The sequence below is a fragment of the Streptomyces sp. NPDC086835 genome (genome assembly GCF_044745705.1).
Lineage (GTDB): Bacteria > Actinomycetota > Actinomycetes > Streptomycetales > Streptomycetaceae > Streptomyces.
On the sequence record NZ_JBIVAU010000008.1, the window covers coordinates 348,317 to 367,151 of the forward strand.

Annotated in this window: 18 protein-coding genes; 10 read left to right on the top strand and 8 right to left on the bottom strand. The window is 71.9% G+C overall.

The features are described from left to right. Positions 1-52: 52 nt before the first annotated feature. The 6 genes from ACIPJI_RS25700 (at position 53) to ACIPJI_RS25725 (ending at position 7,442) form a co-directional block, all read left to right on the top strand. The gene (locus ACIPJI_RS25700; protein WP_402249081.1) at positions 53-958 is read left to right on the top strand and encodes an SDR family oxidoreductase; all 906 of its coding nucleotides are present in this window, start codon (positions 53-55) and stop codon (positions 956-958) included. A gap of 94 nt (positions 959-1,052) precedes the next feature. Next, the gene (locus tag ACIPJI_RS25705; protein ID WP_402249083.1) at positions 1,053-2,243 is read left to right on the top strand and encodes a spore photoproduct lyase family protein; all 1,191 of its coding nucleotides are present in this window, start codon (positions 1,053-1,055) and stop codon (positions 2,241-2,243) included. Between the two features lie 503 nt (positions 2,244-2,746). Further along, a complete protein-coding gene (locus ACIPJI_RS25710; protein ID WP_402249084.1) occupies positions 2,747-3,925 on the top strand; it encodes a polyprenyl synthetase family protein in 1,179 nt (392 codons plus the stop codon). After that, positions 3,922-5,403: a phytoene desaturase gene (locus ACIPJI_RS25715; RefSeq protein ID WP_402249086.1), complete on the top strand. Its 1,482-nt coding sequence runs from the start codon at positions 3,922-3,924 to the stop codon at positions 5,401-5,403. The genes ACIPJI_RS25710 and ACIPJI_RS25715 overlap by 4 nt, the downstream gene beginning before the upstream one ends. A gap of 9 nt (positions 5,404-5,412) precedes the next feature. Then, entirely contained in the window at positions 5,413-6,438 is a 1,026-nt protein-coding gene (locus ACIPJI_RS25720; RefSeq protein WP_402249089.1) for a phytoene/squalene synthase family protein, read from the top strand. After that, positions 6,435-7,442 (top strand): DUF5914 domain-containing protein, encoded by a 1,008-nt coding sequence (locus ACIPJI_RS25725; RefSeq protein ID WP_402249090.1) that lies wholly within the window; start codon positions 6,435-6,437, stop codon positions 7,440-7,442. The genes ACIPJI_RS25720 and ACIPJI_RS25725 overlap by 4 nt, the downstream gene beginning before the upstream one ends. 68 nt (positions 7,443-7,510) lie before the next feature. Here the strand turns inward: ACIPJI_RS25725 and ACIPJI_RS25730 are convergent, their stop codons facing one another. The 6 genes from ACIPJI_RS25730 to ACIPJI_RS25755 form a co-directional block, all read right to left on the bottom strand. Then, on the bottom strand, positions 7,511-9,079 hold the full coding sequence (locus tag ACIPJI_RS25730) for an FAD-dependent oxidoreductase (RefSeq protein ID WP_402249092.1): 1,569 nt from the start codon (positions 9,077-9,079) through the stop codon (positions 7,511-7,513). Then, on the bottom strand, positions 9,076-9,819 hold the full coding sequence (locus tag ACIPJI_RS25735) for a class I SAM-dependent methyltransferase (RefSeq protein ID WP_402249094.1): 744 nt from the start codon (positions 9,817-9,819) through the stop codon (positions 9,076-9,078). Before ACIPJI_RS25735 ends, ACIPJI_RS25730 begins: the two co-directional genes overlap by 4 nt. Further along, the gene (locus ACIPJI_RS25740) at positions 9,816-11,036 is read right to left on the bottom strand and encodes a lycopene cyclase family protein (RefSeq protein ID WP_402249095.1); all 1,221 of its coding nucleotides are present in this window, start codon (positions 11,034-11,036) and stop codon (positions 9,816-9,818) included. Before ACIPJI_RS25740 ends, ACIPJI_RS25735 begins: the two co-directional genes overlap by 4 nt. 233 nt (positions 11,037-11,269) lie before the next feature. Continuing rightward, positions 11,270-11,698: an STAS domain-containing protein gene (locus ACIPJI_RS25745; RefSeq protein WP_402249097.1), complete on the bottom strand. Its 429-nt coding sequence runs from the start codon at positions 11,696-11,698 to the stop codon at positions 11,270-11,272. 84 nt (positions 11,699-11,782) lie between these two features. Next, positions 11,783-12,346, bottom strand: a complete 564-nt coding sequence (locus ACIPJI_RS25750) for a DUF5994 family protein (RefSeq protein ID WP_402249099.1) — start codon at positions 12,344-12,346, stop codon at positions 11,783-11,785. A gap of 246 nt (positions 12,347-12,592) precedes the next feature. After that, complete coding sequence (locus ACIPJI_RS25755; RefSeq protein ID WP_356621919.1) at positions 12,593-13,111, bottom strand: DUF5994 family protein; 519 nt, start codon at positions 13,109-13,111, stop codon at positions 12,593-12,595. A gap of 191 nt (positions 13,112-13,302) precedes the next feature. Here ACIPJI_RS25755 and ACIPJI_RS25760 point away from each other — a divergent pair, with 191 nt between their 5' ends. Continuing rightward, positions 13,303-13,563: a hypothetical protein gene (locus ACIPJI_RS25760; RefSeq protein ID WP_356621951.1), complete on the top strand. Its 261-nt coding sequence runs from the start codon at positions 13,303-13,305 to the stop codon at positions 13,561-13,563. A gap of 124 nt (positions 13,564-13,687) precedes the next feature. Then, on the top strand, positions 13,688-14,242 hold the full coding sequence (locus ACIPJI_RS25765; protein WP_402249100.1) for a hypothetical protein: 555 nt from the start codon (positions 13,688-13,690) through the stop codon (positions 14,240-14,242). 171 nt (positions 14,243-14,413) lie between these two features. Here ACIPJI_RS25765 and ACIPJI_RS25770 read toward each other — a convergent pair whose 3' ends face one another. Next, positions 14,414-15,490: an amidohydrolase family protein gene (locus ACIPJI_RS25770; RefSeq protein WP_356621917.1), complete on the bottom strand. Its 1,077-nt coding sequence runs from the start codon at positions 15,488-15,490 to the stop codon at positions 14,414-14,416. Between the two features lie 171 nt (positions 15,491-15,661). Then, on the bottom strand, positions 15,662-16,444 hold the full coding sequence (locus ACIPJI_RS25775; RefSeq protein ID WP_402249102.1) for a TSUP family transporter: 783 nt from the start codon (positions 16,442-16,444) through the stop codon (positions 15,662-15,664). A 547-nt stretch (positions 16,445-16,991) separates the two neighbouring features. Here ACIPJI_RS25775 and ACIPJI_RS25780 point away from each other — a divergent pair. After that, a complete protein-coding gene (locus ACIPJI_RS25780; RefSeq protein ID WP_402249104.1) occupies positions 16,992-17,567 on the top strand; it encodes a winged helix-turn-helix domain-containing protein in 576 nt (191 codons plus the stop codon). 13 nt (positions 17,568-17,580) lie between these two features. Next, positions 17,581-18,813, top strand: a complete 1,233-nt coding sequence (locus ACIPJI_RS25785; protein ID WP_402249105.1) for an acyl-CoA dehydrogenase family protein — start codon at positions 17,581-17,583, stop codon at positions 18,811-18,813. Positions 18,814-18,835 lie beyond the last annotated feature (22 nt).

Below are 18,835 nucleotides of genomic sequence, written 5' to 3' on the forward strand. Positions count from 1 at the left end.
ACGCGGCGCGAACCGCCGCTCCGGTGGCACCTTCCCCACCGAGGAGGACCACGTGAGTGGCTCAGTACGTCCTCTGCAAGGCCGCACCGCCGTCGTGACCGGCGCCGCCCGGGGACTGGGCGCGGCGATGGCCAGGGAGCTCGCCCGGCGCGGAGCCACGGTCGCCCTCCTCGGCCGGGAGGAGTCGACCCTCGCCGATGTCCGGGGAACGATCCCCGGACCTGCCCGGTGCTGGGAGGTCGACGTCACCGACGACGACGCGATGCGACGGGTCGCCGCCGACGTACGGGACCGCCTGGGCCCCGCCTCCGTCGTCGTCGCGAACGCCGGAGTGGCCGAAGGCGGCCCCTTCGCGGAGTCCGACCCCGCGCTCTGGCGGCGGGTGATCGAGGTGAACCTCGTCGGGAGTGCCGGCACCGCCCGTGTGTTCCTTGCCGATCTCCGCGCCTGCCGCGGCTACTTCCTGCAGATCGCCTCACTCGCTTCGATCGGCGCGTCCCCCCTGATGAGCGCGTACTGCGCCTCCAAGGCCGGCGTCGAGTCGTTCGCCCACTCACTGCGGGCCGAGGTGGCGCACGAGGGCATCGACGTGGGCATCGCCTACCTGAACTGGACCGACACCGACATGATCCGCGACGCGGACGATCATCCGGTGCTGCGGGAGCTGCGGGCGCACATGCCGAGGCCCGCCAGAAAGGTCCATCCCGTCGAGACAGTGGCCGCCCGTTTGGTGCGGGCCGTCGAGCGGCGTAGCGCGGCCGTGTACGCCCCGTCCTGGCTCCGGGCCACGCAGGCCGTCCGCGCCGCGATGCCTCCGGTGGTCACCTTCGTGTCGAAGCGAGAGCTTCCGCGCTTGCAGCGGAAGACCGCCTTCGAGGCGACGGGGCTGCTGGGAGCCGGCGGACGAGCGGACACCGACGGAGGCCACCGGGCGTCCGCCGGAAGACCGGACCGCTGACCGCCGGCCATCGGGGCAGCGCCGGTGAGCGGCGCACCTTCCACGACCGGCGCTGTCCTACATTGGTTCACGACGCGACAGACTTCGGAGGAGCATGCGATCCCCCCGGTCGTCCGGAGCACCGGACGACGACGGCCCCGACGTGCTGTTCGGCCTCGACGAGATCCGGACGGGGCGGGAGGTCCGCGTACCTGGGCCCGGGCCGCTGTTCCGCGACTCCCCGCAGGCCCGGCGGATGCTCTCGGTGCGGGAGATCCACGCCGAGCCCGCGGCGGCGGCGTCACCGCGGGGCAGGCAGGTGCTGGCGAACTTCCCCGACGCCGAGGTGGTTCGCACCGACTCCCACTGGCGCATCCCCGAGCTGCACGGCAACAAGGGGAACGCCGAGCGCTGGGTGCGGATCAAGAGCACGGTTCTGGTCATCGGCGAGAAGAAGACACTCACCGTACGGCCCAACGGCCGATCAGCGGACTGGATCGCCCCCGGAGCCGCCAACGGGTGCGCCATGGCATGCGCCTACTGCTACGTCCCACGGCGTAAGGGGTACGCCAATCCGATCACCGTCTTCACCAACATCGACGGCATCATCGCCCGCATCAGGCACCACGTGATCGGTCAGGGCCCCAAGAAGGAGCCCAACCAGTGCGACCCGAGCGCATGGGTGTACGACGTCGGGGAGAACAACGACTGCTCGGTCGACGCGCTGATCAGCGACAACACCGCCGACCTGGTCCACGCCTTCGCACGGTGGCCCACGGCGAAGGCGTCGTTCGCGACCAAGTTCGTCAACCCCGACCTGCTGCTGCTCGAGCCTCGGGGACGGACCCGTGTCCGGTTCTCGGTGATGCCCCCGGAGGACTCAAGACTGCTCGACGTCCGCACCAGCCCCGTCGAGGACCGCATCGCCGCCGCGGCGGACTTCCTCGACGCGGGCTACGAGGTCCACTTCAACCTGTCCCCCGTCGTCATCAGGCCCGGCTGGGAGGAGGCTTGGGCGGAGCTGCTGCGCCACATGGACGACGTCCTGCCGACCCGGGTGAAGGAGCAGGCAGCGGCCGAGGTGATCATGCTGACGCACAACAAGGACCTGCACGAGGTGAACATGGCGTGGCACCCGCGCGCGGAGCAGGCTCTGTGGCGGCCGGATCTGCAGCAGCCCAAGCGTTCGGAGAACGGCAGTTGGAACGTGCGTTACCGCAACGGCGCCAAGGCCACTGCCGTGGAGACAGTCCGCGGCCTGGTCGCGACGCACGCACCGTGGCTGACGATCCGCTACGCCTTCTGACAGCCCGCCCGCTGCGGGACGCCGTACCCGTACGTGCCCCGGCCGGTGCGGTCCAGCCCAGCACGTCGCGCACATCACCTGGGCGTGAGGGGGGACGCCGGCAGCCGGCGGTGCTGACGGTGGGCCCGGGACGGAGGGCGCCGCTCGTGCCCGGAACGCTGCGCCCGCTCGGGCTCCGTGAGGCGGTGGACACGGTCGCCTCGGTGCTCGGCCGCTGACAAGACCCCTGTTCGGAGCAGTGTCCCCCGCCCCTGACGAGGCGGCGCCCCGCCTTCGGTGGTTGCCTGGCGAGAGGCAACCACCGAGCGAGGACCAGCCGTGACGCCCAAGGCACCTGACCGCACCGTTCCGGGAACGACGTCGCAGGACAACGGAACGGAAGGCCGCCGACCAGGCTCGCGGCCGTCCCTGGGAGGACGGCGGACAACTCGGCGCATCCAGTGACGTCTTCCGAGCGGAAGTGCCGGTGTTCGAGGCAGTCGCGACGCCCGGAAGGGGGCTGCATGCGCGGTATCCACGCCACCGAGGACGACATGGGCGCACCCGGCGGCGAAGGCCTGCCCCGCAGGGGCGTCTCCTCGGCGCGGCCCGGGCCTTCCGTGGTCGACGCCGTAGAGGCCGTTCTCCAAGATCACCTGGACGAGCGTCTGGAGGAAGCCCGGAAGACCGACGGGGTCTTCGCCGAGGAAGTCGCCGGGCGTGTGCGCGACATCGCCCTGCGCGGCGGGAAGCGCCTTCGGGCCCAGTTCCTCTGGTGGGGGTGGCGGGCCTGCGGCGGCCCGGCCGAGGGCGTGGAGACGGAGAACGTGCTGCGCGTCGCCGCGACGCTGGAGCTCATCCAGACGTGCGCCGTGATCCACGACGACGTCATGGACCGCTCACCGACGCGCCGCGGCGCCCGCGCCGTCCACGAGGACTTCGCACAGCAGCACTCCGCGGCAGGCATGTCCGGGTGCCCCGCGTCCTTCGGGACCGCGGGGGCCGTCCTCGCCGGGGATCTGGCCCTCGCCTGGGCCGACGATCTGCTGACCGCCACGGCGCTGGCCTCGAGGCAGGGCGCCCGCCTGCAGCGGGAATGGCGCGCCATGCGGTCGGAGATGGTCGCGGGCCAGTACCTCGACATACGCGCGGCGGCCACCGGCTCCACGGCGCTGGACCAGGCCGTCCGTATCGCCTGCCTCAAGAGCGCGCTCTACACCGTCGAGCGTCCCCTCGCACTCGGCGCCGCCCTCGCCGAAGCCACCGACCGTACGACGGACGTCCTGCGATCGGCCGGCCGCTCCGCGGGCCTCGCCTTCCAGCTCCGGGACGACCTCCTGGGTGTGTTCGGCGATCCAGGGCGTACGGGCAAGCCTGCCGACGACGACCTGCGGGACAAGAAGCTGACCTACCTGCGCGCCGTCGCCCTGCGGCTGGCGGACGAGTCCGGGGCCGCGGCGGCCGCCGCGGCCCTGAGAGCGCCCGGTCCGACGCTGACGGACGCTCAGGTACGTGTCGCACGGGCCGCCCTGGAAAGCACCGGTGCCCGGCGGGTCGTGGAAGCGAGGATCAGTCGGCTGGTCCACCTCAGTGAACGCCGTCTGGCCGCACTGCCCGGCGAGCCCGCCGCGATCGCGGCGCTCGGCAGTCTGATCCGCACAGCGGCGGGGCCGGCCTCGCCGCACGAGGAGGACGCTCCGTGAAAACCGTTCCCGGTCGCACCGACCACGTGGTCGTCGTCGGTGCCGGGCTGTCCGGCCTCGCCGCCGCGCTGCACCTGCTGGGCAGCGGCCGCCGGGTCACCGTGGTGGAACGGTCGGACCAGGCCGGCGGCCGGGCGGGGCGCGCGCGGCTGGGCGGCTATCTCCTGGACACGGGTCCGACGGTGCTCACGATGCCGCACCTCTTCGACGAAGCGTTCGCCGCGGTGGGCGACTCGCTCGCGGACCGGGTCGAGCTCATTGCCCTGCACCCCGCCTACCGGGCACAGTTCGCCGACGGTTCAGGCCTCGACGTGCACACGGACGGGGAGGCGATGGCCGAGGAGGTCCGCGCCTTCGCGGGTCCGGCCGAGGCCGCCGGTTACCTGAGGCTCCGGCACTGGCTGCGGTCGCTCTACGAAGCACAGATGCGACGGTTCATCGACACGAACTTCGACTCGCCCTTCCAGTTGCTGCACCCCGATCTGGCGCGGCTGGCCGCCCTGCGCGGCTTCGGCCGGCTGGACGCGCAGATCGGCCGGTACGTCAAGGACCCCAGGCTGCGCAGGGTTTTCTCGTTCCAGTCGCTCTACGCGGGCGTGCCGCCCGCCCGGGCGCTCGCCGCCTACGCCGTCATCGCCTACATGGACACGGTCGCCGGCGTGTACTTCCCCAAGGGAGGCATGCACGCGCTGCCCGTGGCGATGGCGGACGCCGCCCGCGACGCCGGAGCCGAGTTCCGCTACGGCACCGAGGTCACGAGACTCGCGATGTCCGCCGGACGCGTCACCTCCGTGCGCCTCGGCGACGGGGAGCGGCTGCCGTGCGACGCGGTGGTCCTCACACCCGATCTGCCCGTCGTCTACCGCCTGTTGGGACGCACACCGCGCCGGCCGGTACGGCTGACGCACTCCCCCTCCGCGGTGATCCTGCACGCGGGCACGCGCCGCAGCTGGCCGGGCCTCGCCCACCACACCATCTCGTTCGGACACGCCTGGGAGCGGACGTTCGACGAGATCACCCGGACGGGACAGCTCATGAGCGACCCGTCGCTGCTCATCACCCGGCCCACGGCCCACGAGCCGCGGCTGGCGCCCGAGGGCCGGCATCTGCATTACGTGCTCGCGCCCTGCCCCAACACAACCGTCGGCCCGTCGGCGGACGCATGGCGTTCCCTGGCCCCTCGATACCGCGACAGCATCGTCAGCGTGCTGGAGAAGCGCGGTCTGGACGGGTTCGGCGACGCGATCGAGGAGGAGCAGTTGATCACTCCGGCCGACTGGACGGCACAGGGTCACGCTGCGGGAACTCCGTTCTCCGCGGCCCACACCTTCGCGCAGACCGGCCCGTTCCGGCCACGCAACCTGGTCACCGGCGTCGAGAACGCCGTACTGGCCGGCTGCGGAACGACTCCGGGCGTAGGCGTACCCACCGTGCTCGTCAGCGGAAAGCTGGCGGCGTCCCGCATCAGCGGACAGTGAGAGGCGTTCATGACACGACGTGAACTGGACGCGGCGCGGATCTCGGACCCGGGGCTGCGAGCGGCGTACCAGCACTGCCGGCGGCTCAACGCCCGTCACGGCAAGACCTATTTCCTCGCGACCCGACTGCTGCCGGTCCACCGGCGCCCGGCCGTCCACGCGCTGTACGGTTTCGCACGCTGGGCCGACGACATCGTGGACGATCCGGCCTGCGTCCGCACTCCTGAGGCGCGGGACCGGCAGCTCGCGCGGCTGGAGAGCGAACTCGCTTCGGGGCTGCGGACCGGCCGGAGCAGCGAACCCGTCGTGCGGGCGGTGGCCGACACGGCCAGGGCCTACGCCATCCCCCACGAGCACTTCTCGGACTTCGTGGCCTCCATGCGCAAGGACCTCACGGTCACGGACTACGCCACCTACGAGGACCTCAGGTCGTACATGCACGGATCCGCCGCCGTCATCGGCCTGCAGATGCTGCCGGTACTCGGCACCGTCGTGCCGAAGGAGGTGGCGGCACCGCACGCGGCCGCGCTGGGGGTCGCGTTCCAGCTCACCAACTTCCTGCGGGACGTCGGCGAGGATCTCGACCGCGGGCGGGTCTATCTGCCCGCCGACCTGCTCGCCGCCCACGGTGCGGATCGCGCGCTGCTGGAGTGGAGCCGCGCCACCGGCAAGCCGGACCCCAGGATCCGCGCCGCGCTCGAAGCCGCCGCTGAGCTCACCCGGAGTGTGTACCGGGAGGCCCGGCCGGGCATCGACATGCTCGAGCCGCGCGCCCGGCCCTGCATCCGGACGGCGTACACGTTGTACGGCGGGATCCTCGACGCCATCGCCGACGACGGCTACGCCGTGGTGCAGCGGCGGTCGGTGGTGCCACGCAGGCGCCGCGCCGCCGTAGCGCTGGACGGACTCGTACGGATTCTGACGACGCGCCTGCGCCCACAGCCCCGGCGGTCGCCGGAGCACGCCCTCAAGGCACCACCGGCCGCACAGGCACACAGGTCGCCCGCCACGGGCCCCGGGAGGTACGGAGCATGACGGGGCCTCGGGGACCGCGGCGGTACACCCTGCCCGTGCGGTCGCGGCGCCGGACCCGCTGGGAACAGCAGACGCCGACATGGCGCGAGGCCAGGCCGTCGCTCATCGCGGACGCGCTGAAGCGCTCGGCGGCACGGCCGTCCGGCAACTGGTACGTCATCGGCGCCTCGCGGGACGTGGGCAGCGAGGGACGCCCGTTCGGGCGGACGATCGGCGGCGTGGAGGTCGTCGCCTGGCGCACCGCCTCGGGCGAGCTGAGGGCCGGGCCGGGCGCCTGCCCGCACCTCGGCGCCCCCCTGCGGGACAGCCGGATCGTGTGCGGCACCGTGGTCTGCCACTGGCACGGACTCTCCTTGGACGGGCGCCCGTTCGCCGGCTGGGAGCCGTATCCGGCCCACGACGACGGTGTGCTCGCCTGGGTGCGTCTCGACGACCTCGGCGGGGAGCCGCCGCTCGACCGGCCGGTGGTGCCGCCGCGTCCGAGCGGCGGCACCGTCGACGCCGTGTTCACCGCCGTGGGCCGCTGCGAGCCGGAGGACGTGGTGGCCAACCGCCTGGACCCGTGGCACGGGTCCTGGTTCCACCCGTACTCCTTCGCGGATCTGACCGTCCTGCGGGTCCCGCAGAGCGATGCGGACGAGGACGCGTTCACCGTCGACGTGTCGTTCAAGCTCGCCGGGCGGCTGGTCGTTCCCGTGCGGGCCGAGTTCACCGCGCCCGAGCCGCGCACGGTCGTCATGCGCATCACCGAGGGCGAGGGCGCGACGTCCGTCGTGGAGACGCACGCCACGCCGCTGGGCCCCGGCCCCGACGGCAGTCCGCGTACTGCCGTGATCGAAGCCGTCGTCGCCGTCTCCGACCGGCGCGGGTTCGCCGTGGCACGGGCGGTGGCCCCTGCTCTTCGGCCGCTGATCCGGTGGGCGGCGGGGCGCCTGTGGCGCGACGACCTCGCCTACGCGGAACGGCGCCGGCTGCTGCGCAGCACGGGCCGTTTCCCGGGCTGATCCGGTCTGTCCGGTCGCCCGGCCGGGGGCCGGTCCGGCAACCGGCCGGCTCCCCTCGGACCAGTGGCTCAGTCGATGTCCGCGAACCGGGCGGACATACCCCGAAGCAGTCGCGAACGTCCCCTGCGAGGCACCGTCCACAGCGGGTGACCGGCCGCACCCCAGCGGGACAGCAGCGAGTTGGCGGCGAGGAACCCGGTGGTGGCGGCACGCTCCATGAGAGCGACCGGGAGGTCGGTGCGGACCAGGTCGCCGGCCATCGTCAGAGCGGGGTGGGGAGTGCTCACCGTCGGGCGGGACGGGTAGCCCTTGACGGAGAACAGCGGGCAGTCCGCACGCCATTCGTGCCGGGCGTCGACGACCCGGGCCCCAGCGGTCTCCGGATAGACCTCGTGAAGTTGCCGCAGCAGTTTCCGTTCGACGGCGTGACGGTCGGCCGACTCGTCGACCGCGTAACCGTGCAGCTCCACGACAGCGCCGCCGGTGCGCCGCGCCCAGCGGCCCGCCTCCCCCTCCCAGCGGTCCAGCACGCTCACGTTGTCCAGGCCGTCGAAGCCGCTCGTGCCGAGGAAACCGGGCCGGGACCGGCCCACGGGACGGTCGAGCCACAGCCGGGACACCAGGAAGGGCGGCGCGGTCCGCTGGGCCGCGATCCCGGCCCGCCACGCCTCGTTCCCCAGTCCCGGCGACGCCTCGATGAGTCGCTTGAGGCCCGTCACGTCCAGAGCGAGCACCACGGCGTCGTACTCGGTGGAGGTGCCGTCGGCGTCGACGCTCAGCACCGTGCCGCCCGACGGACGGACGGAGTGGACGGGCGAGCCGGTCCGGATGTCCACACCCGAGCGTTCGAGGTAACGGCCCAGCGGCTCCCAGAGCGCTTGCGGGAACGGCTCGTCGGGCACGTCGAAGAGCAGTCCCTCCGAGGAGCCGAGGAAGTAGATGTGGAACATCAGCAGCAGTTCGGCCGCGGACAGTTCCCGTGGGTCGGAGAAGAAGCTGCGGGAGAACACCTCGAACGCGAGGTGGTGCGCCGCCGGGGGGAAGCCGACCGCTTGAAGGAAGTCCTGGGCACCGACGGTGTCGAACCGCTCGTACACCTCGGGCACGCGGACGTCGAAAAGCGGGAGGGCGGCCCTCGGCCGCATGGCGGCGAGGTCCCGCCACCCGAAGGTCGGGCTGAGTGCGGCGAACCCGACCGCGCTCCAGGGTGGTGTGCGGGGTACGTGGGCGAAGCTGTCGGTGAGCCCGGAGCGGTGGCGCAAGGGGTAGTCCGGCAGCGGGCGGAGGGCGGAGAGCGAGGGGTCCGCACGGCGGAGCAGGCCGCGCAGGTTGTAGTACTGGCGGAAGAAGGCGTGAAAGCCGCGGCTCATCGTCACCCGGCTGCCGTCGGCGAGCTCGGTCCGCCAGCCTGCGAGACGGCCGCCGAGGCCGGCTCCGCGCTCGTGGAGTGTGACCCTGACGCCTCTTTCGGCCAGCGCCGTCGCGGCTGCCAAACCGGCAATACCGGCTCCGACGACCGCTGCCCGCGGCGCCGGTCCGTGGACCCGGCGCAGGCCCGGCGCCGCCGCCAGTACCTGCGCCTTCCGGTCCCGCCCCCGGCGGGGAGCCGCCCCGCCGCGGCCGCCGAAGCGGGTCACCGGGCCCCTGCCTTCCGGCGCCCCGGGCCGCTTTCGGCGCGACGGCCCAGGAACGTGTGGACGATGCCGGTCTGCCATCCGGGGACCGGCAACACGCGGACGTCCTTGAATCCGGCGGCGTCGAGCCGGGCCGCGAAGGCGGGCACGGTGTCGAACTCCAGCACGCTGCGGTGGAGGTAGCGGTACAGGTCCCTGTCTCCGGTGACAGTGCCGGCCGGGATGATGACCGCCCGGCACACGGCCGACCAGAGAGCCCGGTGTCCGGCCGACCCGCTCAGGGAGTATTCGTGCACCGCGAGTCTGCCGCCGGGGCGCAGAGCCGAGTGGACCGCGGCCAGCACGGCGTCGGGGTCGGACACGTTACGGAAGAGGTAGCCGGCGAAGACCGCGTCGAAGGGCCCCGTGACACCGGCGGCGGCCAGGCGCTCCACCGGCGAGTGCACGAAGGTCACACCGGGGGGCCAGCTTTTGGCCGCCGCCCGTTCGAGCATGCCGGCGGAGGCGTCGACGGCGGTGATCCGGGCGAGCGGGGCGGCTCGCAGGAGGGCCGCCGTCGAGGCTCCCGTACCGCAGCCGATGTCGAGGATGTGCCGGCCCGCGCCGCCGCCGGGCAGGCGAAGCCGCCGCGCCGACCGTCTGAGGTCCGCGTGGTAGCCGGCGTTGAGGCCGACGAGACGGTCGTACCCAGGGGCGGCGTGGTCGAATGCCTCTGCCAGATCCGCATCGCGCATCAGCGTCATCCGGTGCTCTCTTCGCGTGTGAGGGGGAAGGGCTTCCGCGGCAGGAAAGGCAGTTCCACCGCGGTACGGAGCATGGGGCCGACGGGTGTGGCGAAGCCGAGGAGCACGTCCTCCCACAGCGCGCTGCGGCCGTCGAGGAAGCGCAGCACCCGTTCGACGGGCATGCGCCGGAACAACCGGGTGAAGAAGTCGGGGCCGTTGACGCGTCCGGAGTCCAGGGCGCGCAGCATCACGGCGTCCATGGCCAGGGCGCGGCGCCCGTGGGGGGCCGGCAGCCGGACCTCCTTGCCGTCGCGCAGCGCGGCGGCGACGGCCTTGCTCTGCCTCTGGACGGCGGAGAACGTGTAGCCGGTCGCCGGCCTCGTGGCACCTCCCACGGCGCCGATGCGGTGCACGGCGGGGCCGACGCGGCGGGCGAACCGCGCGTCCGTCATGGGGATGACCCCCGCTTCGACGGAGCGCACCTCGAACGGCCCGAGGCGCAGGATGTCGCGGGTGTACTGCTCGAGGGCCGCCTCGTACTCCGGTCGCGACAGCGGGGTCCTGGAGAACTGGGTGTATTCGACGAGCGCGTCCCTCGGGCCGAGCGGGAGGACGTATCCGAACGCGAGCCCCCGGGCGGGCTGAGGAACCCGGAAGTCCATCAGCTCCACGACCTCGTCGTCGAAGGCCGGAGCCGCGGTGCGGACGAACCAGCCTCTGAAGTGCTGCAACAGGGTGCTGCGGGCCGGGGGCAGCGACCGGGCAGGGCGGGAGTCGAACAGGTGCCGGCCCTGGACTGTGATGCGGTCCCCTTGCGCCGTGACGCACAGGGCTTCCGCGCCGCCGGCCACGTTGCGCACCGTCTCCGCCGTCGCCTCCACCAGCCTTACGTGAGGAAGCGCGGCCAGTCGCGATCCGACCAGGGTTTCGAAGGTGTCCGAACGGAGCATCCGGTAGCGCAGTCTCCCGAGTTCGCCCTCGACGACCTCACCGTCCCGGCCACGGACGCGCAGCCGCCGCCAGCTCGCGACCAGAGCGTCGTCGAAGTCGCCGCGGCCCTCCTGCCAGTAGCACCAGGTGCGCTCCGCCGGACGCAGCGACGGCCTCGGGGTGTTCACCAGCGCCACCGGGACGGGGCGGGCGGAGCCGGGCGCCGTCAGCGCGTGGGCGAGTGACAGCCCCGCCGCCCCACCTCCGACGATCACGACGTCGGTGGCGATACGCGCGTGCCTCATGCGCCCTCCTTGCCGAGGACGTAGGTTCCGTCGGCCTTCGCGGACACCATGTGCGCCTCGCCTGCCATCGCTTCGACCACCGTGTGCGCTGCTCCGTCGAGTCTGCCCGGCGGCGGCACCGCAGGCGGTGTTCCGGACCCGCCCCGCGTGGCGAAACCTGTGTCCTTCCGTCCCTGCCGCGCCTCGCCGACGCGTTCCGGGGCGTCCGCGCCCCGGAACAGGCGTGCTCTGCCTCACCGGGGCCGGTGTGGGCCTTTGCCGCCCGCGGAGCCGGACCGCTCCGGTGGGGACGACGGCTCTCCGGCCGCGGCAGTGCCGGCGTGGTGGGGCGGTGCGTGAGCGGGGCGGTCGGAGTGGAGCAGGAAGCCGCAGCCGGTGACCTCGATGACGCGGACCAAGGACTGCGGAGGACGGTGCAGGCGCAGCTCCGTTCCGGACTCCTGGGCGAGTGCGGACACGGCGAGGAAGGCGTTCAGCCCGCTGACGTCACAGAACGTCACTGCTAAGAGGTCGACGTCGATGGTGCGGGCACCGTCGTGGAGACATCGTGCGAGCGCGGTGCGCACGATCGGGGCCGTGGCCAGATCGATCTCTCCCACGAGGGATATCAGAGCTCGCGGGCCGCCGCCGTGGCGGTGGACGCTCAGTTGCGGAGGGGGCATGGCTCCTCGTTCGAAGGGCCGCTCGGAGACGCGGCGCCCCCGACGGCGTCCGTGGCCCTCAGGCCCACTCCGGCCGGCTCGGCGTCACGGCGCGACACCTCGGGTCCGTGAAGGCACGGCCTGGACCCGGGCCGCGCGCCCCCGCCCGGAGTCCCGGACCGCTTCCGCGGTCGGGTCGGTCGCGGCGCTCGTCCGCGTCTGCGCCGCCTCCTCGATCAACCGGCTCGCGGTCGCGGTTCTCCGCGGGTCGCTCGCGGCTTCCATCAGCCACGCGGCCTGGACGGGATCCGTCTCCGGTGGCACCACCATGAGGTTCCAGCGGCCCACCTGGTACGAGAGCAGCAGCAGTTCGTGCGGATCCTGCTCGTTCCGGAACCAGCCCACCTTCACCACACGCCCTGCGGCGGGCACCTTGCGCGGCACCACCGGCCACTGGTCGGGATTCACCGTGATCCGGGTGATCCGCCCCCACAGCGGATCGAGCACCGCCACCAGAGCGGGCAGCTCGGCATCGAGATCGCGGGAGTGCGGCCACCACGCGCCGTCCAGCAGAGCCGGTGCGGAACCGGCGGGGGCGAGCGACAGGCGCGGAGAGGTGGAGGAGTGCAGGCCTTCGGAGGCCGGCGGGCGGGAAATGGGCACAGTCATGACGCGAGCCCTGCCCCGGGCCGGTCGGAACCGGCCCAGCGTATTCGATCACCGAAAACGACACAGGCACGGAAGCAAGTGCTCAAAAATATCCTCGGTGCGATGAGCGTACTCCTCGCATCGTCCGTATGGTCCGAACGGACGACGGCCGAGTGGTCCTCGCACCACTCCCGCACAGGTCCGGGAGGGGGACATGTGGGCGAGCCGAGTCACTCGATGGGGTGACCGCCGCGGCCTCCCGGTCACTCACGAGCGGTCCGGCGATCCTCTCTCCGCGCCGCCGGAGTGTTCCGTTCCGGTGTCGATGAGGATCTGCGCGGCCTGCGTGGGGTTGTGGAAGCGGACACTTTCGGCCATGGCGGCGCGTGCCGCGTCAACGGTGGCGTGCGGCGGGACCACGAGGAGGGAGAAATGATCCTGCTCTCCACGAGTGACGAGGACGGTGTCGTCGCCGACCGGGAACGAGTCGATGTGCACGACGCGATCGTCCACGATCATCCGCGTCGGCAGCCCCTCCCAGGCGTCGGCGTCCAGACCGACACGGGTGACCGGGCCCCAGTGCTGGGAGAGCGACGCGATCAGGGCTGGAAGCTCGGCGGCGATGTCGCGGGACCGCGGCCACCATGCCCCGTCGAGCACGCCCTCCCGGTCGTCCGTCGTCTCCAGCCGTACGACCACCGTGCCGGGCCTGACGGCCTCATGCACGGCGTCCGGCAGCAATCGCTGCACGGTCGAGCGGCCGGGCTCGGAACCTTCGTCGGACATCGCGCTCGCCTGCCTTTGGGGAGTGGGTTCCACGGTACTCCTCGGTCCACGTCCTGCGGAGCGCCGCATGCCGTGGACGGGAGCCCTCGGTCCACGTCCTGCGGAGCGCCGTCGGCCGTGGTCAGGAGCCGTGGGGAACCCGCCGGAGTAGAGTGATCGGCGCTTTGGTCCCGTCGCACAGCGAGGTCGCCATGGAGTCCCAGGAAGCACCCTCGACCTCACACGCCGAGGTTCACATCGTCGCCGAGTCCCCAGAGGTCGCCAGGCGGGTCGCGGAGGTTCTCCGGCGTTCCTTCGCCGCCACCGAGCAGCGCAGCTATCCCGCGGGCAGCGAGGGCGGAACCCGCCTCGAGCTCACGGTGGACACGTCCCGTGCGGCGGAGCCGGCCCGATCATGGCTGGAATCCAGCGGCTCCTTGGGGCACGACAGCCGAAAGCCGGACCAGGGCTGAGGCTGGGCGACGGTTCGGCCGAAGGCCGGGGCGTCGCGGAAACCCCGACCGGGCCACGACGCCGGAACCGTCTGTGCAGCTACGCTTCCACGGCGCAGCCGACACCGATCAGGACCGGGGGATCGTGAACCGACCACTGCTGTTCCTGGACGTCGACGGGCCGCTCAACCCCTGTGCGGCCAAGCCGGAGAAGCGCCCCGACGGTTACACCACGCTCCGAGTGCCCCGGGACAGCGGGAGCCCCGAGGATCAGGCCGGACTCTCGGCCCGGCGGCGACCGTTGCGGGTCCGGCTCTATCCCGAGCACGGGCGAGCCCTGCTCAGGCTCGGCTACGAACTCTGCTGGGCCACCACCTGGATGGACAAGGCCGACCGGTGGATCGCCCCGGTGCTCGGCCTCCCCGAACTCCCCTTCGTCGACTTCGGCGACGCCTTGTTCCAGGACCGCCCCGACGGTGTCCACTGGAAGACCGGTCCCTTGGTGGACTACGCCGACGGCCGTCCCTTCGCCTGGGTGGACGACGAACAGAGCGATCTGGACCAGGCGTACGTGACCGCCCACCACCGCGGACGTGGGCTGCTGCACCACGTCGACCCGCGGATCGGTCTGCGCGGGGACGACTTCCGCACGGTCACCGACTTCGCCCGGTCCCTGGACATTTCACGGGCCGCCGGCTGAGCCGCGCTTCGGCCGACTTGACTGCACGTCAGGAGCCACCACGCACCGGCCGGGCGGGCCAAGCGGTCACGGGCCACCCCGACGCCCCTCACCGCCGAACGCCGGCCCGGGTACCGGTCCAGCCGTTCCGGGCCTGCGCCCAAGGCGAGGGCCGCAGGTTCGCTGCGGACACTAGGCGCGCCTCAGTGCGGGCATGAGGCGGAGCGCGTTGTCGCGGTAGATACCGCGACGTTGGCGGTCGGTGAAGACAGGGTCGGTCTCGATGGCCGGCACCGTGAAGTCGGTGATGATGTCGGCGGAGGCGGCCGGCCAGTCGGTGCCGAAGAGGATCCGGTCGCCACCGGCGGTGGCCACCAGAGTGCCCGAGGGGGCCGACGGGCCGGCCGTGTCGTAGTAGAAGCGGCACAGATGGTCCTGGACACGGGCAGCATCCAGGGGTGGGTCGCAGAAGTCGCCGAAGGCCTTCATGCGGGTGGCGATCTGAGGGAGGAAGCCGCCGGCGTGCGGCAGGACGACTGACAGGTGCGGGTAGCGGTCGAGTGCCCTGGTACGGATCAGGTTCACGGCGGCACGCGTGGTATCGAGCAGGAAATCGCACATGAAGTTCGGAATTCCGGGGACGGTGGGCACTCCGGGTGGTCCGCCCGGAAGGTCGAGCGGGTGGGTGAAAAGGACCGCGGCGCGTTCGTCGAGTTCGGCGAGAAAGCGGTCGTAGGAGGGATCACCGAGGTAGATGCCGTTGTAGTTGGCTTTCACGCTGACTCCGACGGCACCGACGTCGAAGGCGCGTCGGAGAGCCCACGGCGTTACTTCGGGATGGTCCAGGACGGCAGGACCGAGGATGGCGAAACGGCCCGGGTGTGCGGCCATCAAGTCGGTCAGCGCCTCGAAGACGACGGTGAGACCTTCCCTGGCCTGCGCCGCGGAGCGGTACCGGTCCTGCATGGTCGGATTGAGGACCGCGGTTGCGATTCCCACCCGGTCCATCAGCGCCAGGGTGGAGTCCAGATCCCATCGCGCCCACCACGGCAGCTCCTGCCGCCGCACCAAGCCCTCACGGTCGGCCCAGTCCACCCATGCCGGAGCAGTGAAATGGTGGTGGACGTCGATCCGCGCCCGGCCGACGTCATCACCGCGCCCCGAGCCCCGCATCACCGCTTCCCCCCTGGCCAGAGCATGGGACCCGCCCGTGGTGGCGACGGTGGTCGCCACCACCCCACCGGCGACGAGCAGACTGCGTCGGCTCATGGCTTGGTCCGATTCCGGCATCCGCGTACCCCGTCCGTAGCGCCATCAGCTTGCCGCACCACGATGGCCCGGCGGCGGGCCCGTGATCACCACGGCGTGCCCTGTTCGAGGTCGGTTACCTCGTACGGACGCAGTCCAGAGCCTTCTCGATTCCGGAACCGGACCGTTGTGTCATCGCAGTGACTGAACGGCATAGAGCGCCCCGAAGGCCGTGGCCAGGGCGCCGAGCAGCAGGCGCAGGGCGGTCTCTGGCAGACGGGGTTGCAGGTACGCCCCGAGGTAACCGCCGATCAGCCCGCCCAAGCCGCAGGCCAGTCCGAGGGACCAGTCGGGGGCGACGTCACCGGAGCCGGTCAGGGACAGCAGCGCGAAGGCCGCGGCACCGGCCACGGACGTGACGAACGTGGAGGCGAGGGCGGCGGGGGCGACCTGGCTCACGGGCATGCCTCGGCCGACCAGGACGGGGCCGAGGATGGAGCCGCCGCCGATGCCGTAGATCCCTCCGACGATGCCGACGGCCAGAGCGAGGCCGGTGATGGTGCGAGGTGAGGGCTCCGTCGCCGGGGCGGGCCGGGCAGCACGGAGGGTGCGGGCGACCAGCCACAGGCCCAGTGGCATCAGCAATCCGGCGACGAGCAGGCGGAAGGCGGTGGGGCCGGGGACGGCGAAGACCCGCACCACTGCGCCGATGGCCACGCCGGGCAGGGTGCCGATCACCAGGCGCCGGGTCAGCGGGCTGTTCAGCAGGCCGGCACGGCGGTAGCGCAGCAGGGCGCCAGGCCCGGCCACCACGTTGAACAACAGGTTGGTCGGGGTGACAGCCGGACTGGGCACGCCGAACACGCTCAGCTGCACAGGCAGCAGGAAAACCGCGCCCGAGACCCCCACGGGTGCGGTCACCACCGCGATCATCAGGCCGACGGCCAGCCCGTACAGCTCCGCCGACCCCGCCACTTCAGCCCCCGATCGTTCGAACGTTCGCCCAGTATCGCCACTGTCCGCCGACACGCCGTCGGCAGGAAACGCAGTCGGGCTCATCACCGTCACCACCGTTCTCAGCGGGGGAAGTTCTACGTCGGGCGCTACGACGCCGCAGCTCCGCCCGCCCACTCCCGCCCACACCGCTTCAGGGGCTCAGGTCCCATCTGACCGCACTTCGCGCCCGGTTGCAGAGGGCGACCGCGCCCGAGACCCGCACGGTGGTCGGCGGTGACCCACCTGCGGTGCCGCATTCCCTACATTTCCCATCGATTTACTAGGGAAGCATTGACGGCCCGCCCAGCAGGTGCGCAGGATGATGCCCATGGCCCACACGCAGCAGCGACTCGTTCGTCGTCGGCATGTCGACTTTGGTCACGTCGTCAGCGCCGCCTGCTGTCGCCTGTAAGGCACGCGGCTCACACGTTGCGCGTGCCACTCCGCTCCTTCTCTTTCCTCCCAGGTCATCAGGCTGCCCACCCACCGCGCCTGATGCCCGACGCACCTCTGAAGGACGCCCGCCATGACCACGGCACTTCCGGACCAGGCCACTCCATCGGATTCCCCACTCCCCGACATGCGCCGTCTCCGCCTCGTGGGCACCACCGCTCAGGACGGCGACGAAGGAAACGATTCCGCGCCCCTCGTCGGCTATCTCGTGCTCGTCCCCGAGGGCACCGACCCGGCGCAGCTCTTCGCCAAGGACGTGACACGGCCGGAGATCCGGCCGATCGCCTACACGGACTCTCCTCCCGTGCACCGGACGGGAGCGGGAGGCGGTGGCGTCCGCATCGATCCCGCGCGACATGTCGCCGAGGTGGACGGACGCGAACTCGACCTCACCTACTTGGAGTTCGGGCTGCTGGCCCATCTCGTACTCCATCCCCACCATGTGCATTCCCGCGAGCAGTTGCTGGCCGGCATCTGGGGCTACCACCACATCGGCGACGGTCGCACGGTGGACGTCCACATCGCGCGCCTGCGCCGCAAGCTCGGCACGGCTCACCGGCACCGGATCGTCACCGTGCGGCGCGTGGGCTACAAGTACGTGCCCGACCAGTTGGAGGGCCCCGACACCGCGCCCTGCCACCGACCTTGAGGAGACCACGACCATGGGCGTTGCCACTGCGCCGTCCGGCCCCGCCGCGGAATCCGACCGGAACGGGCCCGACCGTGCACACTGGCTGCGCGTGGCCCGCGAGACGGCGGACGACCTGGCCACGGACGCGGTGGCCAGGGAGCAGGCAGGCAAGGTCCCGTTCGATGAAGTGTCCCGGCTGCGCGAGTCGGGACTGCTGACGCTTCTCGTACCCACGGAACTCGGGGGAGGCGGGGCGGACTGGCCCACGGCGTACGCCGTCGTCCGGGACATCGCCGCGGCCGACGGCGCGATCGGTCAACTGCTCGGCTGTCACTACTTCCTGTCGTGGAGCGCCCGGTTCTTCACCGAGCCCTCCTCTCCCGCCGCTCAGCTCCAGCAGAAGTCGGCGATGGAGCAGTGGTGCTGGGGCGGTGGCTTCGCCCGTCAGGAACTGCCTCTGACGCTGGCCAGGACGGCCGCCGGCTTCGTGCTCGACGGACGGCAGAGTTACGCCACCGGGGTCCTGGTCGCCGACCGTCTCGCCGTGCGGGCCGAACGGGCCGGCACCGGCGAGCCACTCGCCGTCGTCGTCGATCCCGCCCGCCACGGCGTGGCGATCGACAGTGACGCCAACACGTTCGGCCAGCGCCTCGCGGCCGGCGGCAGCGTGGAGTTCGACCGTGTACCGGTCGCCGCCGACGACATACTGGGCTCACTGTCCGTGGACGAGGACGTCCTGTCACCTTTGGCTGCGCTGGCATCGCCGATCGGGCGTCTCCTCTCCGTCCAGCTCCGTCTCGGCATGGCTGAGGGAGTGCTCGCCGAGGCCCGTGAGTACAGCAGGGCGGGCAACTCACCCTGGCACCCCGCCTGGCCGGTCGGCTCCCCCCAGGACCCGCAGGTGCTGACCGTCTACGGCGAACTCACTGTCCTGACCCGCTCCGCGTCCGCGCTCGCCGATCAAGCACGGGAAGCCGTGCACGGCGGACTGGCACGAGGCGAAGACCTCACCTACGACGAGTACGCGGAGATCTCGGTGCTCGTGGCCATGGCCGAAGCCGCGGCCTCCAGGGCTGTGGAGGAGTCGACCGCCCGCGCTCTCGACATCATCGGCACCCGCTCCGCGTCCTCGCGACTGGGCTTCGACCGCTTCTGGCGCAATGCCCGGACCCACACCTTGTACGAGCCCGTCGCCCACCGGCTCCGCGATGTCGGGGACTACTTCCTCAACGGTGCGCACCCGCCGTTCGTCCTGCCCGTCTGACCGTGCGACGCCGCTCGAATTC